Annotated in this window: 24 protein-coding genes and 1 tRNA gene; 9 read left to right on the top strand and 16 right to left on the bottom strand. The window is 56.3% G+C overall.

Features of this window, described 5'->3' with window-relative positions; genetic code table 11:
- Window positions 1–24: 24 nt before the first annotated feature.
- Window positions 25–891 carry a glutathione-dependent disulfide-bond oxidoreductase gene (gene yghU, locus IYV58_RS23535; protein WP_004125234.1) on the bottom strand — a complete coding sequence of 289 codons (867 nt, stop codon included), beginning with the start codon at window positions 889–891 and terminating at the stop codon, window positions 25–27.
- Window positions 892–951: 60 nt separating this feature from the next.
- Entirely contained in the window at window positions 952–1512 is a 561-nt protein-coding gene (locus IYV58_RS23530; protein WP_049113389.1) for a DsbA family protein, read from the bottom strand.
- Between IYV58_RS23530 and IYV58_RS28535 the strand changes: the two genes are divergently transcribed.
- The 3 genes from IYV58_RS28535 to IYV58_RS23520 all read left to right on the top strand — a co-directional run bounded on the left by IYV58_RS28535 (window position 1512) and on the right by IYV58_RS23520 (window position 5033).
- Window positions 1512–1640 carry a hypothetical protein gene (locus IYV58_RS28535; RefSeq protein WP_305955025.1) on the top strand — a complete coding sequence of 43 codons (129 nt, stop codon included), beginning with the start codon at window positions 1512–1514 and terminating at the stop codon, window positions 1638–1640. The two genes, IYV58_RS23530 and IYV58_RS28535, sit on opposite strands and share 1 nt — an antisense overlap.
- A 76-nt stretch (window positions 1641–1716) precedes the next feature.
- Complete coding sequence (gene gss, locus IYV58_RS23525) at window positions 1717–3588, top strand: bifunctional glutathionylspermidine amidase/synthase (RefSeq protein WP_004125230.1); 1872 nt, start codon at window positions 1717–1719, stop codon at window positions 3586–3588.
- Window positions 3589–3851: 263 nt separating this feature from the next.
- Window positions 3852–5033: an aminotransferase-like domain-containing protein gene (locus IYV58_RS23520; protein WP_004125228.1), complete on the top strand. Its 1182-nt coding sequence runs from the start codon at window positions 3852–3854 to the stop codon at window positions 5031–5033.
- Between the two features lie 333 nt (window positions 5034–5366).
- Here the strand turns inward: IYV58_RS23520 and IYV58_RS23515 are convergent, their stop codons facing one another.
- The 4 genes from IYV58_RS23515 to IYV58_RS23500 form a co-directional block, all read right to left on the bottom strand.
- Window positions 5367–5555, bottom strand: coding sequence for a hypothetical protein (locus tag IYV58_RS23515; protein WP_071988238.1), 189 nt, complete (start codon window positions 5553–5555; stop codon window positions 5367–5369).
- A 273-nt stretch (window positions 5556–5828) separates the two neighbouring features.
- On the bottom strand, window positions 5829–7751 hold the full coding sequence (locus tag IYV58_RS23510; protein WP_227631560.1) for a tyrosine-protein phosphatase: 1923 nt from the start codon (window positions 7749–7751) through the stop codon (window positions 5829–5831).
- Between the two features lie 272 nt (window positions 7752–8023).
- Window positions 8024–8350, bottom strand: a complete 327-nt coding sequence (locus IYV58_RS23505) for a hypothetical protein (protein ID WP_004125215.1) — start codon at window positions 8348–8350, stop codon at window positions 8024–8026.
- A gap of 106 nt (window positions 8351–8456) precedes the next feature.
- Entirely contained in the window at window positions 8457–9059 is a 603-nt protein-coding gene (locus tag IYV58_RS23500) for a short chain dehydrogenase (protein ID WP_004125214.1), read from the bottom strand.
- A gap of 98 nt (window positions 9060–9157) precedes the next feature.
- On the opposite strand from IYV58_RS23500, the gene IYV58_RS23495 reads away from it, so the two are divergent.
- Window positions 9158–10057, top strand: coding sequence for a LysR family transcriptional regulator (locus IYV58_RS23495; RefSeq protein WP_004125213.1), 900 nt, complete (start codon window positions 9158–9160; stop codon window positions 10055–10057).
- Between the two features lie 79 nt (window positions 10058–10136).
- Here the strand turns inward: IYV58_RS23495 and IYV58_RS23490 are convergent, their stop codons facing one another.
- Both IYV58_RS23490 and IYV58_RS23485 read right to left on the bottom strand, forming a co-directional pair.
- Window positions 10137–11282, bottom strand: coding sequence for a trans-sulfuration enzyme family protein (locus IYV58_RS23490; RefSeq protein WP_049112486.1), 1146 nt, complete (start codon window positions 11280–11282; stop codon window positions 10137–10139).
- Window positions 11283–11292: 10 nt separating this feature from the next.
- Complete coding sequence (locus IYV58_RS23485) at window positions 11293–12663, bottom strand: pyridoxal-phosphate dependent enzyme (protein WP_064397229.1); 1371 nt, start codon at window positions 12661–12663, stop codon at window positions 11293–11295.
- Between the two features lie 545 nt (window positions 12664–13208).
- On the opposite strand from IYV58_RS23485, the gene IYV58_RS23480 reads away from it, so the two are divergent.
- Window positions 13209–14597, top strand: a complete 1389-nt coding sequence (locus IYV58_RS23480; protein WP_123828766.1) for an SLC13 family permease — start codon at window positions 13209–13211, stop codon at window positions 14595–14597.
- A 462-nt stretch (window positions 14598–15059) separates the two neighbouring features.
- Here IYV58_RS23480 and IYV58_RS23475 read toward each other — a convergent pair.
- Together IYV58_RS23475 and IYV58_RS23470 are read right to left on the bottom strand one after the other, a co-directional pair.
- Window positions 15060–15135, bottom strand: a tRNA-Phe gene (locus tag IYV58_RS23475).
- Between the two features lie 105 nt (window positions 15136–15240).
- The gene (locus IYV58_RS23470; RefSeq protein ID WP_004135818.1) at window positions 15241–15957 is read right to left on the bottom strand and encodes a DUF554 domain-containing protein; all 717 of its coding nucleotides are present in this window, start codon (window positions 15955–15957) and stop codon (window positions 15241–15243) included.
- Between the two features lie 437 nt (window positions 15958–16394).
- Between IYV58_RS23470 and IYV58_RS23465 the strand changes: the two genes are divergently transcribed.
- Window positions 16395–18533, top strand: coding sequence for an ornithine decarboxylase (locus IYV58_RS23465; RefSeq protein WP_014226846.1), 2139 nt, complete (start codon window positions 16395–16397; stop codon window positions 18531–18533).
- Window positions 18534–18600: 67 nt separating this feature from the next.
- Here the strand turns inward: IYV58_RS23465 and IYV58_RS23460 are convergent, their stop codons facing one another.
- The 4 genes from IYV58_RS23460 to mutY all read right to left on the bottom strand — a co-directional run bounded on the left by IYV58_RS23460 (window position 18601) and on the right by mutY (window position 22545).
- Complete coding sequence (locus IYV58_RS23460; RefSeq protein WP_195729292.1) at window positions 18601–19857, bottom strand: nucleoside permease; 1257 nt, start codon at window positions 19855–19857, stop codon at window positions 18601–18603.
- A 193-nt stretch (window positions 19858–20050) separates the two neighbouring features.
- Window positions 20051–21133 carry a membrane-bound lytic murein transglycosylase MltC gene (gene mltC, locus IYV58_RS23455; protein WP_004135825.1) on the bottom strand — a complete coding sequence of 361 codons (1083 nt, stop codon included), beginning with the start codon at window positions 21131–21133 and terminating at the stop codon, window positions 20051–20053.
- Window positions 21134–21183: 50 nt separating this feature from the next.
- Window positions 21184–21459 (bottom strand): oxidative damage protection protein, encoded by a 276-nt coding sequence (locus IYV58_RS23450; protein ID WP_004105744.1) that lies wholly within the window; start codon window positions 21457–21459, stop codon window positions 21184–21186.
- Between the two features lie 27 nt (window positions 21460–21486).
- Window positions 21487–22545, bottom strand: coding sequence for an A/G-specific adenine glycosylase (gene mutY, locus IYV58_RS23445; protein ID WP_004125187.1), 1059 nt, complete (start codon window positions 22543–22545; stop codon window positions 21487–21489).
- 137 nt (window positions 22546–22682) lie between these two features.
- On the opposite strand from mutY, the gene trmB reads away from it, so the two are divergent.
- The 3 genes from trmB to IYV58_RS23430 are packed head-to-tail and all read left to right on the top strand — an operon-like array spanning window position 22683 to window position 24498.
- On the top strand, window positions 22683–23402 hold the full coding sequence (gene trmB, locus IYV58_RS23440) for a tRNA (guanosine(46)-N7)-methyltransferase TrmB (protein WP_004125186.1): 720 nt from the start codon (window positions 22683–22685) through the stop codon (window positions 23400–23402).
- On the top strand, window positions 23402–23728 hold the full coding sequence (locus tag IYV58_RS23435; RefSeq protein ID WP_004105731.1) for a YggL family protein: 327 nt from the start codon (window positions 23402–23404) through the stop codon (window positions 23726–23728). Before trmB ends, IYV58_RS23435 begins: the two co-directional genes overlap by 1 nt.
- Window positions 23729–23778: 50 nt before the next feature.
- Complete coding sequence (locus IYV58_RS23430; protein WP_024358653.1) at window positions 23779–24498, top strand: YggN family protein; 720 nt, start codon at window positions 23779–23781, stop codon at window positions 24496–24498.
- A gap of 48 nt (window positions 24499–24546) precedes the next feature.
- Here the strand turns inward: IYV58_RS23430 and IYV58_RS23425 are convergent, their stop codons facing one another.
- Both IYV58_RS23425 and IYV58_RS23420 read right to left on the bottom strand, forming a co-directional pair.
- Window positions 24547–25848, bottom strand: coding sequence for a TRAP transporter large permease (locus IYV58_RS23425; protein WP_004125184.1), 1302 nt, complete (start codon window positions 25846–25848; stop codon window positions 24547–24549).
- Entirely contained in the window at window positions 25848–26351 is a 504-nt protein-coding gene (locus tag IYV58_RS23420) for a TRAP transporter small permease (RefSeq protein ID WP_049113283.1), read from the bottom strand. Before IYV58_RS23420 ends, IYV58_RS23425 begins: the two co-directional genes overlap by 1 nt.
- Window positions 26352–26356: the final 5 nt, after the last annotated feature.

The raw sequence follows: 26356 nt of genomic DNA, 5'->3' as shown, positions 1-26356 counted from the left end.
TGAAGCCTCCGGCGGGCATGGGTGCTAAGCCTGGCGTTTATCTTCGGTTTGCGTGTCGAAGTCGCTGGCGTCATGGCGCTCGTGAAGCTGCTCGTTAAGCGGGCCAGAGGTGCGGTTAACCATGCGTCCACGCTGTACGGCCGGGCGATTGCCAACATCCTGCGCCCAACGCAACACGTTTTTATAGCTACCGGCATCAAGGAACTCGGCGGCGTTATAAACGTTCCCCAGCACCACGTTGCCGTACCATGGCCAGATGGCCATATCGGCGATGGTGTACTCTTCTCCCGCCACAAAACGGCCGCGGGCAAGCTGCTTGTCGAGCACGTCAAGCTGGCGTTTGGCTTCCATCGTAAAGCGGTCGATCGCGTATTCGATTTTCACCGGCGCATAGCTGAAGAAATGGCCAAAGCCGCCGCCGAGGAACGGGGCCGAGCCCTGTAGCCAGAACAGCCAGTTGAGGGTTTCAGTGCGGCCTGCTGGATCTTTGGGCAGGAAGAAGCCAAACTTTTCCGCCAGATAGAGCAGGATGCTGCCGGATTCAAAAACGCGGGTCGGCGGCGTGGTAGAGTGGTCGCGGAGCGCGGGGATTTTCGAGTTCGGGTTAACCTCGACAAAGCCGCTGGAGAACTGATCGCCTTCGCCGATGCGAATCAGCCAGGCGTCGTATTCCGCGCCGCTGATGCCTAACGCCAGCAGCTCTTCCAGCATAATGGTCACCTTCTGCCCGTTGGGCGTCCCCAGCGAATAGAGCTGAAGCGGGTGCGCGCCCACCGGCAGCACCCGATCGTGCGTTGCGCCGGAGACGGGACGGTTGATATTGGCGAATGCGCCGCCGTTGTTTTGCTTCCATTCCCACACTTTCGGTGGCTGGTAGTTCTTCTCTGACATGCTGATCTGCCTTTTTAGTGAGGTGTTGAAGTCGTGGCGCTAACCTTTCGGTGCGCCGGTCTAAGCCAGAATCCGCGCGGCCCATACGCTGACGTCGTCGCCGCTGCCGAGATCCGGCTGCACCAGGCCGTTAACCATAAAGGTCGGCGACACGTGAATGCCGTTCTGGCGGGCGTACTTGCTGTGCCATTTGATCTCGTTTTGCAGCTCCGGGCGGGCAAACGCCGCAGCCAGCGAAACGTGGCTATAGCGTTCGATACGCTCGATAATCTGCTGCGGCGTGACGTCCATGTTTGGCCCGCTACAGTGGTCGGTAAACTCAAACTCTTCACGGTGGTCGGCGACGGCTTTAAGGACCTTATGCGCCTGCTCCCGGCCGTGCGGCAAGGTGGAAGCGGCAAGAATGCAGCGCACGATGACGCCGGAAAACAGATGCCAGGGCTGGGACTGGAGACGAATTTTGATCGTCACGTTATCCGCGCCAACTTCATCTAGCAGATCATCCAGCTTATTAAAGGCGCGCACGGAGAAAGGGCAGGTGGGTTCGAGGAACACCTCAAAGGTGCGTGGGCCATGCCCCCAGACCAGCGGTTGGGCAGTCAGATGCGAAGGTGTGCTCATTGTCGACTCCTGTTTTTTTTATCTCAAATAACGATATCACTTTTGCCCGGCGGCGCAGGCTTATTTTCCTTAAGGGCACGATTAGCGAATCGAATGAGTGGTATCATCACTCCACCTCTGTCTGGTAAGTGCCTGCGGCAGGATAAGAAGAGGGAGTTTTGTTTCGCCAACTGCCCGGGCTGCATTAATTTGAGGTCAGGCTAAATGAGCAAAGGTTCGACAAGCAGTGACGCCCCGTTTGGTACACTATTAGGCTACGCACCGGGCGGCGTGGCGATTTATTCTTCGAATTACAGTAGCTTAAATCCGCAAGATTATCCGGATGACGCCACGTTCCGCAGCTATATCGGTAATGAGTATATGGGGCACAAATGGCAGTGCGTGGAGTTCGCGCGCCGCTTTCTGTTCCTCACCTACGGCTTTGTTTTCACCGATGTCGGCATGGCCTATGAAATCTTCTCCCTGCGTTTTCTCCGCGAGGTGGTCAACGACAATATTCTGCCGCTGCAGGCGTTCGCCAACGGCTCCCGCCGTCCGCCGATCGCCGGCTCGCTGCTGATCTGGCAGAAAGGCGGCGAGTTTAAGCACACTGGCCACGTGGCGGTGATTACGCAACTGGTTGGGAATAAGGTCAGGATCGCCGAACAGAACGTGATTCACTCGCCGCTGCCGCAGGGCCAGCAGTGGACCCGCGAGCTGACGCTGGAAGTGAAAAACGGCCTCTACACGATTAAAGACACCTTTGCCGATACCGAAATCCTCGGCTGGATGATCCAAACCGCCGATACCGAGCACAGCCTGCCGCAGCCGGTGCTGCCGGGTGAGGCGATGGCCATTAAAGGCGCGCGGCTGCCGAATAAAGGCCAATACCGCGGCAACTGGCTCAACGAGAAAGATTCGCTGCAAAAAGCCTATGTGGAAGCCAACGGCCACGTCATCAATAAAGACCCTTACCAGTATTTCACCATCAGCGAAAGCGCCGAGCAGGAGCTTATCAAGGCCACCAACGAGCTGCACCTGATGTACCTGCACGCCACCGACAAGGTGATGAAGGATGACAGCCTGCTGGCCCTGTTCGATATTCCGAAAATTCTCTGGCCGCGTCTGCGCCTCTCGTGGCAGCGCCGTCGCCATCATATGATTACCGGCCGCATGGATTTCTGTATGGATGAGCGGGGGCTCAAGGTGTATGAGTACAACGCCGACTCCGCGTCCTGCCATACCGAAGGCGGGCTAATCCTCGAACAGTGGCTGAAACAGGGCTACTACGGCACCGGCCACAACCCGGCGGAAAATCTGCTGGATGAGCTGGCCGGGGCGTGGAAGCACAGCCGGGCGCGTCCTTTTGTACACATCATGCAGGATAAGGATCTGGAGGAGAACTACCACGCGCAGTTTATCCAGCGTTCGCTGACCCAGGCCGGTTTCGAGAGCAAAATTCTGTTTGGCCTGGATGAGCTGCGCTGGGATGCCGCCGGGCAGCTGATCGATGCTGACGGTCGTCTGGTCAACTGCGTCTGGAAAACCTGGGCATGGGAAACCGCTATTGAGCAGGTGCGGGAAGTCAGCGCCGATGAGTACGCGGCGGTGCCGATCCGTACCGGACACCCGAATAATGAAGTTCGCCTGATAGACGTTCTGCTGCGCCCGGAAGTATTAGTCTTCGAGCCGCTGTGGACCGTCATCCCAGGCAACAAGGCGATTTTGCCGGTGCTGTGGTCGCTGTTCCCTAATCATCGCTATCTTCTGGATACCGATTTTGTGGTTAACGAGCAGCTGGCGGAAAGCGGCTATGCGGTTAAGCCTATCTCGGGCCGCTGCGGCAACAATATCGACCTGATTGGCCCGCAGGACGAAGTGCTGGATAAAACCAGCGGCCAGTTTTTCGACCGCAAAAATATCTATCAGCAGCTGTGGTGCCTGCCAAAAGTGGATGGCAAATACATCCAGGTTTGCACCTTCACCGTCGGCGGTAACTATGGCGGGACCTGCCTGCGCGGAGATGATTCTCTGGTGGTTAAAAAAGAGAGCGATATTGAACCGTTAATCGTGCTAAAAGACACAGATAGCCGTTAAGTTTGGCCCCGGATTGCGGCAGTGAGCGCTTTATCCGGGCTGCGGTTCTCGTCACCTGCGGCATTTGTAGCCCGGGCAAGGCGCATCGCGCCGCACCCGGGCAAGGCCGCTGGATGCTGAAGAATATCCCGGAGGCGATGCTGCGCATCTGTCCGGGCTACCGAACATACGAACCCGTAGCCCCGGTCAGCGTCGCGCGACCGGTGAATGACCGTTAAAAATAGATAAAACATCACAACAACAAGACAGAAAAGGAAAATAGTATGCACGATCGGCGACTCGCCGCCCGCGCGGGTGAACTTAAGCCCTCCGCCGTCCGCGAACTCCTCAAGCACAGTAAACTGCCCGGCGTTATCTCTCTGGGCGGCGGTATTCCGGCCCCGGAGCTTTTTGATACCGAAGGCCTGAACCTGGCAGTGCAGCAGGTGATGAACGGGCGCTTTAACGATGCGTTCCAGTACGGGTTGACCGAAGGTTATCCGCCGCTGCGTCAGGCCGTTAGCGAACTTTGTCAGGCGCGCGGCGTGGCCTGTTCGGCAAGCCATGTCTATATCACCTCCGGTTCGCAGCAGTCGCTGGATATCGTCGCCCGCACGCTGCTCGATCCGGGCGATGCGATCGTCGTTGAGCGTCCGACCTATCTGGCGGCGCTGCAGGTCTTCCAGCTGGCGCAGGCGAACATTCTCAGCGTAGATACCGATGATGACGGCATGCTGGTGGAGCAACTGGCCGACCTGCTGGAAACCACGCGTGTGAAAGCCGTTTACCTGGTGCCGACGTTTGGCAACCCCGGCGGGAAAACCCTGAGCGAAGCACGCCGTCGCCGCCTGGTAGAGCTGGCGAAAAAGCACGACTTCGTCATCATTGAAGACGATCCGTATGGCGAAATTAGCTTCACTGACGAAGTGCGCCGTCCGCTGTATCAGTACGCGGTTGAGCTGGGCTGTGAAGATCAGGTGGTTTATACCTCCACCTTCTCCAAGATCCTCGCGCCGGGGATGCGTATTGGCTGGATCGTCATGCCGGACTGGCTGGCGCAGCAGACGGTGATCGTCAAACAGGCGGCGGATCTGCACACTAACATGCTTTCGCAGGTCATCACCGCGGAATACCTGAGCATGAACCGTCTGGAAAGCCAGATTGCCCTGATCCGCGAGGATTACCGCAAGAAGTGCGTGGCGCTGGCCGACGCGCTGGAATCGCAGCTTGGCGAGCATCTGGAGTTCAGCCGTCCTAAAGGTGGTATGTTCCTGTGGGCCCGCTTCCGCTATCCGTTCGATACCATGGAATGGATGAAGAAAACGCTGGAAAACGGCGTGGTTTACGTTCCAGGGGAAGCGTTCTATAACGATAACCCGGATACCCGCACGCTGCGTCTTTCCTACTCTACGGTGTCGGCAGACGGTCTGATGACCGCCGTCGAGCGTCTGGCTAAGTCGCTGTAATCGTCTTGCTCCGCGCCGTCGGCGGCGCGGGGCTCCCTTCTCGTTTTCTTCTTTAAGCCCCTGTTTTTATGCGAATGCATGACCTGCCCGGCGGGCGAAAATCATCAATGCGTAGCGTGAAAATGGCATGGGCGGGGTTTTTGAATCGCCCGCAGCCGATGGCGACGGGCGAAAGAAACACAGAGGCGGGCGTTTTGCGACTTATCGCTGGCCCGGGTCGTTAATCCTGGTCGGCAATGCGATCGTCAAGCCAGATCAGCATCAGCGTGGAAAGAAAAGCAACAGCGACGGTACCAATAGCTAACAGCATAAGAAGAGCCTCAGGGGTTTTTATTATTTTTCTGCTTTGACCGATGAGCGATTATTTCTGTCTGTGATGGTGACTTTTGTTGCTGAATGGGATGTTGCGAGGGTGAAAAAATCGTCAGCATCAATATCGAAATTGAGGACGATTTCTTTGTACTTTCCACAATTCATTAACTCTTTTGCTTCTTTCATACTACTGGCTGTGATAGTAGGCATCAGTTTCATCTCGTTTAAAAACTGAGAAGCAAAATAAGAGCTTGTCGATACCAGATCAACTACTTTTTATGGTAAGGACAATCATGCATCAGATTGATGATTGCCGCTGCCAGTAGCCGATTGAAACATAATTTCTGTTTTACCTTTCCTGCCAGCGTTTCGTTTTGCCCATGACGGCGAAAAATGCGCCGATCCTCGGCAGTGGATTTTTAACCGTTTTACAATTACGTGGCTAAGAACGAGCCGCCAGCGGCGGCGGCCCGCTGTAGATGTTTAAAAGGCGTAGCCCACGCTAAGGTTGCCGCTGTAGCCGTGGCTGTCGCCGCCGCTGGCGACATCAGCCTGGCCGCCAAGGTTCAGGCTCAGCGCACCGCGCGTGATGCTCAAACTGGCGCCAGCGTTGACCATGTCACGGCTATCGAAGGCCGCGTTCTGTACGACTTCATAGTGATAAACCTGGCCCTGAGTGCGTACCGAAGGGCCGCTGAAACTATGTTCATAGCCGATATTTATCGCCGGCGTGAAGCGCCAGCCGCCGCCGTTTTGCGAATGAAATGCGATACTCACATTGGCAATACCGCTGGCGTTATTTTCACTGACGCGGTCGACGTTGAGCGCCAGCTCGCTGCCGCTTTCGCGGAAAGCGTCCATCCGCAGGTGGGTCAGGCGGGTACCGATGGCGTACTCAACGCTGGCAAAATCGAGTGGACTCACGTAGCCGAGGCGCAGCGTGCCGCCAACCAGCTGGCCATGGGTATCGCCGGTGGCCGTACCCAGCCCGCTATTCAGCCGGCGCGTACTGCTATAATCGATCCAGCCTGCGTTAAGATCGGCGGCGGCAAATAAACCACGATTTAGATCCTCAAAAGCATAGCGACCGCCAAACCCCAGCAGAGTGGTGTTGGCATCCGCATCGGCGCTGGCGCTGCCCAGCGAGCCCCAGCTATATCCCAGAGTGCCGTAGCCGCTAAGCTGCGCGTTAAACCGCCAGGTATAGCCCAGCAGCGAGCCGGTGGTATGCTCATTACTGCTGGCGGCGCGGGCGGAACCATCGGTGCCAAGATAGCCGCTAAGCCCGGTCAACCACAGTTTTCCTTCCCCATCCCGCAGCTGACGGCTATCAATATTCGGCGTTAACGCCCTGTCTAATCGCGATCCGCTGCGCAGCAGGTAGCTGGCGGCGTCCGCGTAGATCTGCCCGCCGACCTGAGTCTCCACGCCGCCGAGGGTTCCGGCATCAATGGCCGATTGCAGATAATAGTTATAGTCGGTGTAGCGGCCCGCTAGCCCGCTATTTTGCAGGGCGTTAAGCAGCGCTGCGCCCTGCGCCGCATTCCCCCGCAGTTCGCTTTGCCCCGGCAGCTGGCCGTACTGCACCATTTTGCCGCGCAGGACGTAGAGCGTCTCCTGCGACAGCCCCAGGCCCTGCTTCAGATAGTTATCAACCGATCCGTACTCGCGGCTGATTTCATCCAGCCCGGCCTGAAGATAGCTGGCGTCAACGCCCAGCAGCGGCTCGTAAATCGCCGCCATGGCGGGGGGCATCATCGCCAGGGTCGCTTCAACGCGCTGGCGGGTATAATCGTTGGTGGCGAGGTAGTTTTCCATAATGGTCCCCTCATCGACGCCGGCAATGCTCAGCAGCATCGCGGCGGTCCAGCCGGTGCGGTCCTTGCCCGCGGTACAATGGAACAGCGCTGCGCCTTCGGCGCTGGCCAGATCGTTAAATAGCGTGGTGAACCGGGCGCGCATCCCGGCATCGCTGACGAAGGCGACGTTAGTCTGCTGCATCATTGCTTTGGCTTCCGCGGCGCTACTGAACGTTATTGAGGTGATGTTGCTGCCCGAAGCGGTATTGCCGATGATATCAATATGGGTATACCTCGCCCCGTCGGGCATCACGTCCGGGCTGCTGGCGATTTCGCTGGCCGTGCGCAAATCATAAACATCGCTGATACCGAGCGTGCTCAGCGTCGACTGGTCCGCGGAGGATAATGCCAGGGCATTGGAACGATAAAAAACGCCTGTGCGCAGGGTGCCGTCGCGGCTGGTGGTATAAACAGTCGTCGTGCCAGCAATATCGCGGAAATTATCCATCGTAGCGAGCACGGGCGTATTTATCGGCGCAGCGTAGAGCACGCAGGAAACGGCAGCGGCGACCAGAGAGAGCGAAACGGGAATATAGCGAATCAACATAAGCCTCGATAATTATTGGTTATAATTCTTTGTTTATTAAGGCTTGAAAATATAAGAGGGGATTGTGACGAAATTATTTCTGAAACGAAATTTTTTAAATAAATAGGATGATAATAACGTCAGGCTATCGATTAAATATAACTTTTGCGCGCGCTAAATACTGTTATTCATTCGCCATGTTTATGTTTAACATTCCGCTCGTCGCAGCGGAATGTTATTTTCTATTATTGTCAGCGAGTCATTTTGCGCAGTAATCCCCCTTAATCCGGGCGCTACTTTTCACTCATCAGCTGGCGACAGCGCTGCTGGTCCTGGCTGATACTTTTCTGCTCTTCCGGCGTGAGCTGCTGCCAGGTGTCCAGCATCCGTTGGCCCAGAGCGGGCACGTAATGGGTCTTATGCAGCGCATAATCCGAATTGCCGCCTTCAATCATATTTTCCATATCGCGGAGAAACGCGCGGCTGTCCTGATGGTCGATAACGCAGAAGACGGAGCGGTAGTACGCGACATCCTCTTCGGCGTAGCGGGGCGTGAACCACCAGATAAGCAGGGCGATAAGCGTCAAAAGCGGGGCGATAAAAGCAAGTTTCTTCAACATGAGTCATTCAAAAAGGCAAATTGAAGGAGCAGTGTAGCCGTTGATGAAACAGGATGTAAGCGCCGCTGCGGGCTGGAAGGGGGATTCCGGCCCGCAGCGGTACCGGTTAGTAGCCGACCTTATAGATCCGTCCGCTCTGGATGCCTTCCACGCTGCGGCGGTAGGCCTGAGCCACGCTGGCGGCGGGAACGCTGGCAAAACCGGGGAAGAAACCGTCGTAGGCTGCCGCCGATTCCGTTAATACGGTCGGGCTAATCAGGTTAATGCGTATTCCGCGCGGTAGTTCGCAGGCGGCGGCGCGAACGAATCCTTCCAGCCCAGCATTGACGGTGGTGGCATTGACGCCCTGAGCGATGGGCTCATGGGCGACGATCCCGCTAATCAGCGTAATAGATCCGCCGTCGTTCAGATAATGCTGGCCGGTCAACGCCAGGCGAATCTGCCCCAGTAGTTTATCCTGTAAGCCCTGGTTGAAATCGTCATCGGTCATGGTCGCCAGCGGACCAAAGAACAGATTACCAGTGGCGGAAACAATCGCGTCTACCCGACCGATTTTCTCAAACAGGTTCTCTACGCTTTGCTGTGAGGTGATATCCACCTGATAGTCGCCCTGAGTGCGGCCGACGTGAATAACCTCATGACGCTGACTTAACTCTTGCGCAACCGCGCGGCCAACGGTACCGCTGGCGCCAATAACGATGATTTTCATAGCAGATTCCTCTCTCGGATGAGAGGCTATTCTTTAATAAAACAAATATCGGATAAACTGGCTAAAAGTTAAATGATTACTAACCAGGAGTTTGTAATATGGATAAGCTGCGGGCGATGGAGACCTTTATTGCGGTGGTGGAGTGCGGAAGCTTTACCGAAGCCGCATCGCGCCTCGATATGTCGGCGGTGATGGTCGGGAAATATATCGCGCTGATCGAACGGCAGCTTAATACCCGTCTTCTTGAGCGCAATACCCGCCGCCAGAGCCTCACCGACGCCGGGCGGGTCTATTTTGACGAGGCGAAACGCGTCCTTGAACAGGTTTCAATCGCCGAGAGCGCGGTGGAGAGGCTGCGGATCGCGCCCGCGGGGACGCTGCGGGTAAGCGCGCCAACGTCGTTTGGCGCCTGCGTCATTGCTCCGCTGGCCGCCACTTTTCTCCAGGCCTGGCCCGACGTGCGCGTGGAGCTGGATCTGACTAACCGGATGGTCGATCTGGTGGATGAAGGTATCGATTTGGCGATCCGCATCGGCGAGATCCGCAATAACGATCTGGTAGCAAAGTATCTCGCGCCCTACCGGATGACGATCTGCGCCGCGCCCGGGTATTTAGCCCGCTACGGTACCCCGATGACGCCTGCGGACCTGGCCGATCACCTCTGTTTGTCGCATACGGTGTGGACCGCGCGCAATGAGTGGAAGCTGCCGGGCGCCGAGGAGGGCGTCCGCTGGAAGCGCGATGCCGTCCTGCGCTGCAATGATGGCTATGCCCTGCGAACGGCGGCGATCGCCGGAGCTGGACTGCTGCTGCAGCCGGAAGTGCTGCTGGCGGATGCGCTCGAGTGCGGCAAACTGGTGCGCGTGCTGGAGGCGTATACCCCGCAGCCGAGGCCGGTTCATTTACTCTGGCGGCAGGATCTTCGGCCGCTGCCGAAGCTGACGCGGTTTGTTGAGCATCTTTTGCAGGGGCAGCGCCACAACGGGCAGAGTGCTTAAGTCTCTGCCGGGCGGCGGGCCTGATGTGATGGGGGGCTTGTCGGCCCGGCAAAGCGTTAGCCGCCGCCGGGCAATCTGCTTAGTCGCGCAGCGCGTGGCGCCAGTCGGCGATCAGATCCTGCGGATCTTCAATGCCTACCGACAGACGAATCAGCTGAGGAGTAATGCCGTTGGCTAACCGCTGCTCCAGCGGGATCGACGCGTGGGTCATGCTAAACGGCTGGCTCACCAGGCTTTCCACGCCGCCGAGGCTCTCCGCGAGGGTAAACAGCTTCAGCTTACGGATGATCCGTTCGGCGTAGCCATCATCGCCTTTGACCACCACGGAGATCATCCCGCCGGGAAGCGCCATTTGCCTGCGCGCCAGCTGATGATGCGGATGCGAAGCCAGCCACGGGAACCAGACTCTTTCGACCTGCGGCTGCTGCTCCAGCCACTCGGCAAGCAGCAGCGCATTGCTGCTGTGGCGCTCCATACGCAGCGCCAGGGTACGAATACCGCGCAGCGTCAGGAAACTGCTGAACGGATCGAGCACGCCGCCAACCGCGTTTTGTAGATAGCCCAGCTTTTCCGCCAGCGCGGCGTTGTCGCCGACCACCGCCAGCCCGGCGACCACATCGGAGTGGCCGTTAAGATACTTGGTCGCCGAATGCACCACGATATCAAAGCCCAGCTCCAGCGGACGATGGATGGCCGGCGAGGCGAAGGTGTTGTCGGTAACGCTGATAATATTGTGCCGCCGCGCAATGGCGGCGATGGCGCTGAGGTCGGCCAGCTTAAGCAGCGGGTTGGTCGGCGTTTCAACCCAGATCATGCGCGTATCGGGCCGAATAGCTGCTTCGATGGCCGCCAGATCGTCGGGCTTCACCCAGCTTACCCGCAGGCCGGCGCTGCGGCGGCGAACGTTTTCAATCAGCCGGTATGTGCCGCCGTAGACATCGTCGACGGCGACCAGGTGACTGTCTTTATCCAGCAGTTCCAGCACGGTTGAGATGGCCGCCAGACCGGAAGCAAAGGCGTAACCGCGCGTGCCGCTTTCCAGGTCGGCAATCGCCGTCTCCAGCGCGTGACGGGTCGGGTTGCCGCTGCGCGAATATTCGTACCCGGTATGCTGGCCCGGCGCGGGCTGAGCAAAGGTGGAGGTGGCATAAATAGGCGGCATCACCGCGCCGTGTTCATCGGTAAATGCGCCGCTATGTACGCTCAGGGTATGCAAATTTGTCATTGAGAAGTCCTTACTGTTCGAGTCGGTTACGCCAGGTGGTCAGCACATCGCTGCGGGTAATGAGGCCAAGAAAACGATCGTTGTCGGCGATAACGGCCACCAGGCCGCGATCGAAAATGGCCTTCAGCGCGCTTTCCGGCGCGTGCTTATCCAGAGTCTCCACGTTACGCGTCATTGCTTCCCTGACCGGCAGTGAAAAGCGCTGACTGTCGCCCTGGACGTGGCTAATCAGATCCCATTCGTCGACAATGCCGACGACCCGGCCGTTTTCCAGCACCGGCAGCTGCGAGATGTCGTAGAGGCGCATACGCGCGAGGATGGCCGCCAGGGTATCGTCCGGCGCGGCGGTGACGGTTGCCCCTTCGTCGTGGCGCAGGGCGATAAAATCGCTGAGATCGCCGCGCGATGGACGGCTTAAAAAGCCCTGCTGGCGCATCCAGTCATCGTTAAACATCTTTGATAAATATTTATTGCCGCTGTCGCAGGCGAAGGTCACCACGCGTTTCGGGGTTGTCTGCGCCCGGCAGTAGCGCAGGGCAGCGGTGAGCAGCGTTCCGGTAGAGGAGCCCGCGAGAATGCCCTCAACCTGCAGCAGCTGGCGGGCGGTGGCGAAAGCTTCGCTATCGGTGACGCGGTATGCGCTGCGGACGCCTTCAAGATGGGCCAGCGGCGGAATAAAGTCTTCGCCGATCCCTTCCACCAGCCACGAGCCGGTTTCGCCGTAGCGTCCGGTTTCGACCTGGTCCGCCAGAATGGAGCCCGCCGGGTCGGCGAGGATAAATTCCGTTTTGGGGGAGTGCTCAGCAAACCAGGCCTGTAGCCCTCCGAGCGTTCCGCCGGAGCCGACGCCGACGACAATCGCGTCGATATCGCCTTCCAGCTGCTGGAAGATCTCCGGGGCGGTGGTGGTGGCATGCGCCAGCGGGTTAGCTTCGTTATTAAACTGGTCGATATAAAAGGCGCCTGGCGTTTCGTCGGCAAGACGCCGGGCGTAGTCCTGATAGTAGGCGGGATGGCCTTTGTTAACGTCCGAGCGGGTAAGCTGCACCTGCGCTCCCAGCGCGCGCAGGTGGAAAATCTTCTCACGGCTCATTTTGTCCGGCACCACCAGGATCAGGCGATAATTTTTCTGCGCGGCGATCAGCGCCAGCCCGAGGCCTGTATTGCCGGCGGTGGCTTCGATAATCGTGCCGCCGGGTTTTAATTTTCCTTCGCGCTCTGCCTGGGCAATCATGGATAGCGCGACGCGGTCTTTTATCGAACCGCCGGGATTTTGATTTTCCAGTTTTAGAAACAGGCCGCAGGGGCCGGTATCCAGCTTATGAAGCTGCAGCAGGGGAGTATGACCAATCAGGTCGCTAACGGAATGAAAAACTGACATAACATTTTGCCCATTCGTATCGAGATGATTTGAATGGTAGGGCTGCAAAATTGGCATTTTAAAGAACTTTTGTCTGCCGCTAAGAGCAAAAAGGAATATAAGATGCTTTTTAGCCGTCCGGAGGGAAAGGTTGTTAGCCGCCTGGGCGTGTTGATTTCCAGAATAGCGCGCTTTTGCCCGGTTTTTCACCGAATTATCCGTTTTTACGCGCTGCTTTATCTCTATTTCAGAAATAGATTGCCGAAAATATTCGATGGATCTCTGGGGTTAGTTTAGGTGTTGGTGAAACTATCAATGCCGCGTATACCGGCAAAGTAGCCAACGATCTAAATTCAGGTGCAGGAAATTAAAGCTAATAAAGTCGGCCTGCTCGCTTCAATAAATCGTCTATATCAGGAACCTCTTTCCGGAAATATCCTGACCTGGGTGTCATTCAGCCGGGAAATTGTCTGGTACGATCCAGTTAACAGAACAGGAACATAATTTATACCTGATAGACATATACATGTAATGATTCAGTCGTAACCAGTTACAAGGAAGCTACTATGAATAAAAACGACATGAGTCCTTTACCCACCAATACCCACGAGTGGTTTTTTAATCGTAACAGCATCATCATTTTGCTCGATATTGTTCTGTTTATCGTTCTCTACAACACGCTACCCTATGAGCCGAAGGTGGTCATGGGACTGAGTATGCTCGCTTTTATCGCCGTATTATGGTTAACGGAAGCGCTGCACGTGACCGTTACGGCAATAATGGTTCCCGTTATGGCCGTGCTGTTGGGGGTATTTAATACCCAGGCGGCGCTAAACAGTTTCGCTAACTCTACGATATTCCTTTTCCTCGGCGGCTTTGCTCTGGCGGCGGCGATGCATGTGCAGGGGCTGGATAAAGTCATTGCCGATAAAGTATTAGCGATGGCGAGGGGCAAAATGCGCCTCGCGGTCTTTATGCTATTTGGCGTGACGGCGCTGCTGTCAATGTGGATCAGTAATACGGCGACGGCCGCAATGATGATGCCGCTGGTATTGGGGATCCTGAGTAAAGTCGATGGCAAAAACCGCCATTCAACCTATGTGTTTGTGCTCCTCGGTATTGCCTATAGCGCCAGCATTGGCGGAATGGCGACCATCGTCGGCAGTCCACCGAATGCGATTGCCGCCGCTGAGGTGGGGCTCTCCTTCTTTGACTGGATGAAGTTCGGTTTCCCGGCAATGATCGTCTTACTGCCAGTCGCTATTGCGATTCTTTACCTCGTGTTCAGGCCGGAACTTAAGGGGACCTTCGAAACGAATAGTGAACAGGTCGATTGGGATAAAGGCAAAATAGTCACCCTGGCTATTTTTGGCCTTACCGTATTCTTCTGGATTTTCAGCGGACCCATTAACGATCTGCTGGGCGGTTTTAAATCCTTCGATACCATTGTGGCTTTAGGCGCCATTATATTAGTCAATTTCGCTCGGGTAGTTCACTGGAAGGATATAGAGAAAACGGCTGACTGGGGCGTGCTGTTATTATTCGGCGGCGGTATCTGCTTAAGTAATGTGTTGAAAGAGACGGGTACCAGTCTGTTCCTGGCAAACCAGATTAGCGGGATGGTGGCTCATATGGGGATATTTATTATTATCCTGGTGATTGCAGCATTCGTGGTGTTTCTGACCGAGTTTGCCAGTAATACGGCCAGCGCCGCTTTGCTTATTCCCGTATTTGCCTCAGTGGCCGAAGCGTTCGGCATGTCGCCTGTGATTCTGTCGGTATTGATTGCCATAGCGGCTTCATGCGCTTTTATGCTGCCCGTGGCGACGCCGCCAAACGCTATCGTTTTCGCCACTGGCCATATCAAGCAGCAGGAGATGATGCGCGCCGGCCTGTTTTTGAATATCGCCTGTATCGTCGTTTTGACCGGATTTAGCATGTTGTTTTGGGTATAACTTTTGATAAGCGAGTTTCCACCCAATATCTTGCAAATGAAGACTGCCGAGCGGCGAATAATCGAATGCAGTTCGATGGAGAGTCCGGTCGTAGAAAAGCAAAAACCCAGCCATAGGCTGGGTTCTCTGAATAAGTGGTGCCCGGACTCGGACTAACGCCGCAGGCGTTGAACAGCGCGCTTGTCGCGCTGGCCCCGAAGGGGTGAGCCGCTGTGCGGCGAATAATCGAACGTAGTTCGATGGAGAGTCCGGTCGTAGAAAAGCAAAAACCCAGCCATAGGCTGGGTTCTCTGAATAAGTGGTGCCCGGACTCGGACTAACGCCGCAGGCGTTGAACAGCGCGCTTGTCGCGCTGGCCCCGAAGGGGTGAGCCGCTGTGCGGCGAATAATCGAACGGAGTTCGATGGAGAGTCCGGTCGCAGAAAAGCAAAAACCCGCCTTTTGGGCGGGTTCTTTAAATAGTGGTGCCCGGACTCGGAATCGAACCAAGGACACGGGGATTTTCAATCCCCTGCTCTACCGACTGAGCTATCCGGGCAACGGGGCGCATTAAACCTGATTCACCGCACCTCGTCAACGAAATTTATCTGTTTCGCAGCAGACTGAACAATCTATCACCAGATTGCGTCAAAAGCACGCATCTTCAGGCGAAAAACGCCGTCCAGGCCACTGAAATCGGCATCGCCAGCACCAGGGCCGGCAGCATATTAACCACGGCGAACATTTTAATTCCGCAGATGCGCAAACCGGTGGCAACCAGCAGCATCCCGCCGACAGCGGTGAAATCCGCCATCATCATCGGCGTGGTTAACGGCATAATCAACGATGCGCAGGCCGCCAGCGCCAGCTGGATGGCTAGCATCGGTACGCAAATGGCCGAGACCGCCAGCCCCAGGGTGCAGGCGAAGATGGTGGCGGTAAAGAAATCGAGAAACGCTTTGGCGATAAGAATGCTGGCGTCGCCGGTCATTCCTTCGCGCATCGCGCCGAAAATCCCGGTTCCGCTGGCGCAGAACAGCACGATTATCGCGACGTAGCTTTGAATATAGGACTCATGCGCTGAGACCTTTTTCTGCCCCTTTTTGGGCGAAAGCAGCTGCTGGAGCTTACTGACCAGCGTATTAATGCCTTTCTCCATGTTGCACACTTCGCCGAGCAGCGCGCCCACCAGCGTTGAAAGCACCATCACCGGCAGGTTGGCGCATTTGATCACCAGCAGAATGCCGATGCCCAACGACGCAAGGCCAAAAATAGAGGTCATTGATGTACGAATCCGTTCCGGCAATCTTTGACTTAAGAGTGCGCCGAGTACGCCGCCCAAAAGGACCGCGCCGGCGTTAATAAATGGCCCTGTAACCACAACATGACTCCTGTTAATTATCCCTAATGACTGCATTATTATGACGCCAATCGGGCAAAAAGGCTTGCGCATCCGTGGTGTGGCTGCATACGTAATTCATCTTGCGCGGTAGATTTAAAGGTGACATGATTGCGCGAATTTTCTCCTCTCCTGAATGAGGCCGCCGGGATGACGACATCGCCACTACATCACCAGTGCCGCTGCGTACAGATGCGCAGGCAGCCTCGTCTTGCTACCCTTACACTGCAACTTCTGCCCGCCATGCGGTGAGCGTAACGCAGGCTCACTGCAGGACAACAGTAAGATCGGACGCGGTCTGCTTTTACTGATGTCTGGCGGTCGGAGCTGGGATCCAGTCAGACCCTGACATTTCGTTGGCCAGAGCCCAGACGCCCTGGCCGAAGCCTTTTACTCTCCGGAAACGGGTATTCGCGCTCATGAAATCAATGCACATTGCCGCCAGCCGCGAGCTGGTATCCCGCCTGTCCACCCACCGTCGCGTGGTGGCCCTGGACAGTACCGATTTTACCGATGTGGCGGCAGTCGTCATTACCGTAGCGGACAGCCGCAGCGGCATCCTTGCGTTACTGAAACGCACCGGGTTCAACCTGCCGGTTTATCTGTTCAGTGACGCTGACCACGAAAAACCAGAAGGCGTGACGGCCATCGTTAGCGGCAAAGAGCAGGAGTGGCTCGAACTGGAAGCCGCCGCCTGCGGCTATGAAGAGAACCTGCTGCCGCCGTTCTTCGATACCCTGACCCAATACGTTGAGATGGATAACAGCACCTTCGCGTGCCCGGGCCATCAGCACGGCGCCTTCTTTAAGAAGCATCCGGCGGGACGGCAGTTCTTTGACTTCTTTGGCGAAAACGTCTTTCGCGCCGACATGTGCAACGCCGACGTTAAGCTTGGCGATCTGTTGATTCATGAAGGATCGGCCAAACACGCGCAGAAGTTTGCGGCGAAGGTCTTCAACGCCGATAAAACCTATTTTGTCCTTAACGGCACCTCGGCGGCGAACAAAGTGGTGACCAACGCGCTGCTGACGCGCGGCGATCTGGTGCTGTTTGACCGTAACAACCATAAATCCAATCATCATGGCGCGCTGATTCAGGCCGGGGCAACGCCGGTCTATCTTGAAGCATCGCGCAATCCGTTCGGTTTTATTGGCGGTATCGACGATCGCTGCTTCGATGAGAAATACCTGCGTGAACTGATACGCGAGACGGCGCCGGAAAAAGCCGATGCGCCGCGCCCGTTCCGCCTGGCGGTGATTCAGCTCGGTACTTATGACGGGACGGTGTACAACGCCCGCCAGGTGGTCGATAAAATCGGCGGTCTGTGCGACTACATCCTGTTTGACTCGGCCTGGGTCGGCTACGAGCAGTTTATCCCGATGATGGCCGACTGTTCACCGCTGCTGCTGGACCTGACGCCGGACGATCCGGGCATTTTTGTCACGCAGTCGGTGCATAAACAGCAGGCCGGTTTTTCGCAAACGTCGCAGATCCATAAAAAAGATAACCACCTGCGCGGGCAGGAACGTTTTTGCCCGCATAAGCGGCTCAACAACGCCTTTATGCTGCACGCCTCGACCAGCCCGTTTTATCCGCTGTTCGCCGCTCTGGACGTGAATGCCAAAATTCATGAAGGAGAGAGCGGGCGCCGCCTGTGGGCGGAGTGCGTGGCGCTGGGTATTGAAGCGCGCAAGGCGATTATCGCCAACTGCAAAATGATCCAGCCGTTTATTCCACCGGTGGTGGCGGGGCGTCCGTGGCAGGATCATCCCACTGAAGCCATCGCCCGCGAACGGCGCTTCTTTAGCTTTGAGCCGGGCGCGCGCTGGCACGGCTTCGAAGGCTATGCCAGCGATCAGTATTTCGTTGACCCCTGTAAACTGCTGCTGACAACGCCGGGGATCGATGCGGAGAGCGGGAAATATACCGATTTTGGTATCCCGGCGACCATTCTGGCCCACTACCTGCGCGAAAACGGCATCGTGCCGGAGAAGTGCGATCTGAACTCCATTCTGTTCCTCCTGACGCCCGCAGAGAGCGCCGAGAAGCTGGCGCAGCTGGTGGCGATGCTCGCCCAGTTTGAGCAGCATATTGAATCCGACACCCCGCTGGCCGACGTTCTGCCGACCATCTTTAATAAATATCCGGTGCGCTATCGGGATTACACCATCCGCGAGCTGTGCCAGGAGATGCATAACCTGTACGTCAGCTTTGACGTGAAGGATTTGCAAAAAGAGATGTTCCGCAAGAGGAGCTTCCCGCGCGCGGTGATGAACCCGCAGGACGCCAACCGCGAGTTTATTCGCGGTAACGTTGAGCTGGTGCGCTTAAGCGAAGCGGAAGGACGGATTGCGGCGGAAGGCGCGCTGCCGTATCCACCGGGCGTGCTGTGTGTGGTGCCCGGAGAGATCTGGGGCGGGGCGGTGCTGCGCTATTTCCTGGCGCTGGAGGAGGGGGTCAATATGCTGCCGGGTTTCTCGCCGGAGCTCCAGGGGGTCTACAGCGAAACGGACCCTGACGGCATTAAGCGGCTATATGGCTATGTGCTGAAAGCATAAAAAACGCGCCCCGTTGATAACACCGGGGCGCGTTTTTTTATTCATAAATCTGGGGTAAGCCGATTATTTAATGTGCGACGGTCTGCGCCCCGGTTGGTACGCGGACGTGCTTGTACTTAAACAGCGCTACAAAGGCAAAAGCCAGAACCAGCGAATAGCCGGCGAAAATCAGCCATACGGTTTGCCAGTCGGTGATCCCTTCGACGGTAAAGTGCTCCACCACTTTACCGCTTACCATCCCGCCAAGTATGCAGCCGAAGCCGTTGGTCATCATCAGGAACATCCCCTGCGCGCTGGCGCGGATTTCCGGGCGAACCTCTTTTTCCACAAACACCGAACCCGAGATGTTGAAGAAGTCGAAGGCGCAGCCATAAACGATCATCGACAGCACCAGCAGCACGGTGCCGAACGGGGTCGGGTCGCCGTAAGCGAACAGGCCGAAGCGCAGCATCCACGCCACAATACTAATCAGCATCACGTTTTTGATGCCGTAGCGGCTGAGGAAGAACGGAATGGTCAGGATGAACAGGGTTTCCGAGATCTGCGAAATCGACATCATCACCGAGGCGTGCTGCACGATAAAGCTGCTGGCGAACAGCGGATCTTTATCAAAGCTGTGCAGGAAGGTGTTGCCGAACATATTGGTGATTTGCAGTTCGGCGCCCAGCATCATCGAGAAAATAAAGAAGATCGCCATACGTTTATTTTTAAACAGCGCGAAGGCATCAAGGCCCAGCATGGCGGTCCAGCTCTGGTTTTTCTGCTGATTAGCCACCGGAATTTGCGGCAGCGTCAGGGTGAAGAGCACCAGCAGCAAGGAGAGCGCCGCGCCGATATAAAGCTGCATATGGCTTAGCTCAAATCCGGAGAAGCTGACGCCCCACATGGCGAGGATAAAACCGATGGTGCCCCAGATGCGAATCGGCGGAAAATCGGTCACGATATCCATGTTCGCAGACTGCAGACGGTAGTAGGAAATGGTGTTAATCAGCCCCAGCGTCGGCATATAGGCCAGCGAGTTAAGCAGAATGACGAGGAACATCTCGCCCGGCGTAGTGACCTGGGCGGCGAGCCACAGCGTCAGCGCGCCGACCAGATGGCAAATGGCGTAAACCCATTTGGCGCTGATCCATTTATCGGCAACGATACCAAGCAGCGTCGGCATAAATACCGCGGCGATACCGAGCGAACTATAGACCGCTCCGATGGCCGCACCGTCGAACTTGAGGGTGACGAACATATACGAGCCGAGCGTGGTGAGCCAGCTTCCCCAGAGGCAGAACTGCAGGAACGACAGTACTTTGAGCTGCAGCTTAAGATTCATGTTTTGATCCTCACGGATATAGAATTGTTTTGTGTTTTAAATAACATTTATAGCGTTATTTTGGTTGGATTCTATCATTTATGCGGCGGATGCTTTTGTTAACTGCCGCAGAAAATCGCAAAACAGTTGCGCAACTCTATTGTGTATAGCAGAAGCAAGGCGCCCTTGAGGAAACAAGGGCGCTGGAGGGAGATTACCTGCGGCGATAGCCTTTCTGCGCAGAGTTAACCTTGTACAGATAACGACGCGACTCGGCGGAGGGGTGACGGCTGGTGATGGTTTGATAAACATCGCCCGGCGTCATGTTGTTGATGATATTCGCCGCCTGAACCTTATCGCTGGAGAAGACCCGCAGTACGCTGCCCGCGCCGCCGTTATACGCGGTGATGACCGCATAGCGACGCGAGGTCGGGTTGGTGATACCGGACAGATAGACGTTGTTAAGCATTGCCAGATAGGCGGTGCCGGTGTCGATGTTATTGACCGGATCGAACAGGTAGCTGCGGCTCGGTAGGCCTGATTTCCCCTGCGAACGGAACACGTCCTTCCCGGCGCTGTGCTGCACCACCTGCATCAGCCCCAGGGCGTCGGCGTGACTTACCGCATAGGGGTTAAAGGAGGATTCGGTTTGCATAATCGCCAGGATCAGCGATTCATCAACGCCGTATTTGCGCGATGCCTGACGGACCATACCAATGTACTTATGCGCGCGTTTGTCGAGGTGGTTCGGCACCAGGTTAATGGTGATGCTGTAGATCATGCGCGGGCCGTTGCTGCGGCTTTTCAGGCGTGTTTGCAGCAGATAGTCGGCGAAGCGCGAGGCGCGCCACTCCCAGCGAATCGCCTCGCCGGTGTTATCCACCACCTGGCCATACAGGAACGGCTCTTTTGAAATCTGAATATCATCGACGTCAGAATAGAGGTCGATGGAGTTAGGGTCATCGCCCATCAGCAGGGTTTTAATAATCGCCTGGCGCAGGCGCCCGGCCGGGTCGGTACCGGCGATAGTTTCAACGGTAATCGTCCCCGCATCAAAGTTGATGTGGCTGCGGGTTTGATACTGGTCGGTGTATTTAACGTAGTCCTTCGGCCCGGCGAGCAGAACTTCGTTATAACCCCAAATGTTCTCGATGTTATGGGCGAACTGGCCCATCAGGATATCAAAGCCGTTGGTGTCCTTCACCCACGCCTCGTTATACTCGGCGCCTTTTTTGGTTGAGCTGGAACACGAAACGAGCAAAGGCGCAATCAGCGCTAGCGCTAAGTATTTTTTCATCATTCCGGGAGTGCGTGTTGTGTTTATTGTTGTAAAGGGCCGTCAGGCCCTTACTGTTTTTCTGGCGGCGTATAGCCTTCGATGTGCACGTCTTTGCCTTCAAACAGGAACTGAACCATCTCCTGCTCCAGCAGTTTGCGATGCTCAGGGTTCATCATGCTGAGTTTTTTCTCGTTTATCAGCATCGTCTGCTTATGCTGCCATTGGGCCCAGGCTTCTTTGGAAATTTCGTTATAGATGCGTTTGCCCAGCTCGCCCGGATACAGCTGAAAATCCTGGCCATCGGCTTCACGCTGCAGGAAAGTACAAAAAATCGTTCTGCTCATTCTTAATCCTCTTTAATCGCCAGAAAGCTAAACCGGTGCTCCGGCTTTTAACTGTTGCAACAAGCGCTCCACGGGGGCCGCCAGACCGACGGACGGCGGCTGCGCTAAGTTATACCAGAGTGCGCCCCCTTCATCCATGCATGCGCCGGATGAGTGCACTGTAAGCCACATCGGCACAATATCCAGATGGAAATGGCTGAAAGTGTGGCGGAACGCGGTTAATTGCGTCAGATTCTCAGCCTTGATCTGCCGCTGGGCCAGCCACTCCCGCAGCGTATCTTCATCTTCAAACTGCGGGAAGCAGAACAATCCCCCCCATAATCCCACCGGTGGGCGCTGGGAGAGAAACACCTTGTCGCCGTGCTGCATCAGCAGGAAATAGCCGGTACGCTCGGGGATCGTCTGTTTCGGTTTTTTGCCTGGATATTGAGCCCATGAATGATTTGCGTAGGCCACGCAGCCGTTATTCAGCGGACAAAGCTCGCATTTCGGCTTTGAGCGGGTGCATACCATCGCTCCAAGGTCCATCATGGCCTGGTTAAAACGCTCGACGCCTTTGGCCGGCGTGACGTCCTCGGCGATCTCCCACAGGCGTTTCTCAACCTCTTTTTTCCCCGGCCAACCGCTGACAGCATAGCAGCGCGCGAGCACGCGCTTCACGTTGCCGTCGAGAATCGGATAATGCTGACCGAGAGAAAGGGACAAAATCGCGCCGGCGGTGGAGCGGCCCACGCCTGGCAGTGCGGCGACTTCATCGAAGGTCTGCGGGAATTTTCCGCCGTGCAGGGTGGCCACCTGCTGCGCCGCTTTATGCAGATTGCGCGCGCGGGCGTAATAGCCAAGTCCGGTCCAAAGATGCAGGACTTCATCGAGGGGTGCGTTCGCCAGATCGGTAATTGTTGGGAAACGCGCCATAAAGCGTTCAAAATAGGGGATAACCGTCGCCACTTGCGTTTGTTGCAACATCACCTCGGAGAGCCATACTTTGTAAGGCGTCTTGCCAATTTGCCAGGGCAGGGTTTTGCGCCCGTATTTGTCGTACCAGTCCAGCACCTGGGCTGAAAATTGCGCGGCGAGAAAAGTCAAAGCTACGGCTCCGGGAAAGCGATTATAAGGTGGCAGATTGCAGCACAAGGGCGAGGGGCTGTAAACCCTTGCATCCGCCGGGTAACTTTGGATAATGCCCGTTTTCCGAACACATCTCACAAGCAGACTTAACTTTTATGAAAAACGACGTCATATCTCCGGAATTCGATGAAAACGGCCGCCCGCTGCGCCGTATTCGCAGCTTCGTCCGTCGTCAGGGCCGCCTGACCAAAGGTCAGCAGCACGCGCTGGACACTATTTGGCCGGTGATGGGCGTTGAATTCAACGAAGCGCCGCTCGATTTCGCCGCCCTGTTTGGCCGTGAAGCGCCGGTCACGCTGGAGATTGGTTTTGGCATGGGGGCGTCGCTGGTGGCGATGGCGAAAGAGAAGCCGCAGCAGAATTTCCTCGGCATTGAAGTGCACTCGCCGGGCGTCGGCGCCTGCCTGGCGTCCGCCGAAGAAGAGGGCGTGCAGAACCTGCGCGTCATGTGCCACGATGCGGTGGAAGTGCTGCATACCATGATTCCGGATAACTCCCTGAGCATGGTGCAGCTGTTTTTCCCTGACCCGTGGCACAAAGCGCGTCATAATAAGCGCCGTATCGTTCAGCCGCCTTTTGCCGAACTGGTGAAAAGTAAACTGAAGCTGGGGGGGGTCTTCCATATGGCGACCGACTGGGAGCAATATGCCGAGCATATGCTGGAAGTGATGTCCTCGCTTGAAGGGTATCGTAACCGGTCTGAAAGCAACGACTATGTGCCGCGCCCGGAATCGCGCCCGGTAACCAAATTTGAACAGCGTGGCCATCGTCTTGGCCACGGCGTATGGGACTTAATGTTCGAGAGGGTGAAATAATGGCAACGAATCGTAGCCGTCGTCTGCGTAAAAAAATGCATATCGACGAGTTTCAGGAAGTGGGTTTCTCCGTCGCGTGGCGCTTCGCGGAAGGAACCAGCGAAGAGCAGATCGACCAGACCGTTAACGATCTGATTGATGAAGTGATTGAGCCTAATAAGCTGGCCTTTGATGGCAGCGGCTATCTTTCCTGGGAAGGGCTGATCTGCCTGCAGGAAATCGGCAAATGCACCGAAGAACACCAGGCCATCGTGCGTAAATGGCTGGAAGATCGCGGGCTTGCCGATGTACGCACCAGCGAACTTTTTGATATCTGGTGGGACTAAGTTTGACAAGGGTCGGCAACTGCCGGCCCGTTTTGTCTGAAGGGAGTTAAATGATGCGCAAAACGCTGTTGGCAGTGGCGCTGTCCGTCACCGCTTTGTCCGCGCATGCGGACTACCAGTGTAGCGTCACGCCGCGTGACGATGTCATCCTCAGCCCGCAGCAGGTGCAGGTGAAAGGCGAAAACGGCGATCTGGTGATTAAGCCGGACGGCAATCTGACCTTTAACGGGAAAGCCTATGCGCTGAATGCCGCCCAGCGCGAGCAGGCGCAGGACTATCAGGCTGGACTGCGCAGCAGCCTGCCGTGGATTGATGAAGGCGCCCGCACGCGGGTAGAAAAAGGCCGCGCCGCGCTGGATAAAATCATTACCGAACAGGTGGGGGCCAGCAGCAGCATGCATAGCCGCCTGACCAAGCTTGATGCGCAGCTGAAAGCGCAAATGGGCCGTATTATTGAACATCGCAACGATGGGCTGACGTTCCACTATAAAGCCATCGATCAGGTGCGCGCCGACGGCCAGCAGCTGGTAAACCAGGCGATGGGCGGTATTCTGCAGGACAGCATCAACGAGATGGGCGCGAAGGCGGTTCTCAAAGGCGGCGGTAACCCGCTGCAGGGGATCCTTGGTAGCCTTGGCGGCCTGCAAACGGCCATTCAGGACGAATGGAAAAACCAGGAGGCAGATTTCCAGCAGTTTGGTAAGGACGTCTGCGGCCGCGTGGTCTCCCTTGAGGAGAGCCGCAAAGCGCTGGTGGGGTCGTTAAAGTAAGTTTTAATTCGCTACCTGCGGGCGCAGGTAGCGATTATGGTCAGTCGGTCACATCAGCCCCAGCAGCTGCGGAATAAACAGCGAGATCTGCGGGATATAGACAATCATCATCAGCGCGATCAGCAGGGCGGCGTAGAACGGCAGCAGCGGTTTAATGAGCTGCTGAATTTTAACGCCGGAAATAGAGCAGCCTACAAACAGCGCGCTGCCTACCGGCGGCGTCAGCAGACCGATGCACAGGTTAGCGACCATCATGATGCCGAAATGCACCGGATCCATCCCCAAATCCTGCGCGATGGGCAGGAATATCGGCGTGAAAATCAGTACCGCCGGGGTCATATCCATAAAGATCCCGACGATTAACAGCACGATATTTATCAGCAGCAGAATCACCACCGGGTTTTCAGAAATCCCCATTAGCGCATCGCTTATCATGTAGGGTATATCGGCGTTGGTCATCGCCCACGACATGCCGACGGAAAAGCCGATCAGCAATAGCACGATGGAGGTCATCACCACCGATTCAAGGATCAGCTTCGGCAGATCGCGCCACTTCACTTCCCGGTAAATCAGCACTGACAGGATAAAGGTGTAAACCACGGCGATAGCCGACGCTTCGGTCGCGGTAAAAATGCCGCCGAGGATCCCGCCCATCACAATGATCACCAGCAGCAGGCTGGGCAAGGCGTCGAAAAACGCTTTTGCTGCCTGGGCGCATGTGGGACGTTCAGAAACCGGATAACCGCGACGTTTAGCGATAAAAGCGCACACCACCATGATGGCCAGGCCCATCAGAATGCCCGGCAGATAACCGGCCATAAACAGCGACGCAACCGAGACGCCCCCGGCCGTCAGGGAGAAGACGATCAGGACGTTTGACGGCGGGATGAGCAGGCCCGTGATGCATGATGAGACGTTAACCGCCGTGGAGAACGCCGGGTCGTAGCCCTTCCGGGTCTGAATGGGGTTGAGCGTTCCCCCTACCGCCGCCGCCGCGGCGACCGCCGAACCTGAAATCGAGCCGAACATCATATTTGCCAGCACGTTGACGTGGCCCAGCGATCCCGGCACGCGTCCGACCATCACCTGCGCCAGATTGATTAAGCGGATGGCAATCCCGCCGCTGTTCATCAGGGTGCCGGCAAAGATAAAGAATGGAATCGCCAGCAGGGCGAAGTTGTCGAGGCCGTTCGCCAGGCGCTGAGAAACGGTAATCACCGCAATATCCCACGGGAACATCAGCAGCATCGAGCCGACGGTCGCGATGCCAATGGAGAAGGAGATGGGGACGCCAATAAAAACCAGAATAAAGAAAGAGCCAAATAGCATCAGTGCGATATAGCTGTCCATCAATTTGCCCCCGCTTCATAGTTTTTCATATTTTTCAGACCGTTGCTGATAAAACAGAGCGTGTAAAACATCATAATGATGCCGGTTAGCGGCAGGATCAGATACACGTAGCCCATGGGGATCTGCATCGCGGCCGAGACCTGGGATGTCGACAGCGTTTTTTCAATCAGCTTCACGCCGCCGGTTACAATTACTGACCCGGCAAAAATAAAGATCAGCAGATTAATAATGACGCTGAGCAGCGCTTGCTTGCGGGGAGGAAGCGTCATGGCGAGTAAATCGATCGCCAGATGACGCTGGGCGCCGACAGTATATGCCGCACCCAGCAGCCCGACCCAGATCATCAAAAATCGCGCCAGCTCGTCGGTCAGGGTGCTTGGCTGGTTTAGCACGTAGCGGCTGAACACCTGCCAGACGACGCAGACCACCAGCGCAATCATAACGGCGACGGAGAATGCGGCGATCGTGCGGTCCACCGCCAGCTTTATGCGGTTAAGTATCATCATTG

This window comes from Klebsiella sp. BDA134-6 (assembly GCF_015601345.1).
Classification (GTDB): Bacteria; Pseudomonadota; Gammaproteobacteria; order Enterobacterales; family Enterobacteriaceae; genus Klebsiella; species Klebsiella grimontii.
The sequence above is the reverse complement of the archived record's forward strand: the minus strand, read 5'-3'. Positions and strand labels throughout refer to the sequence as shown.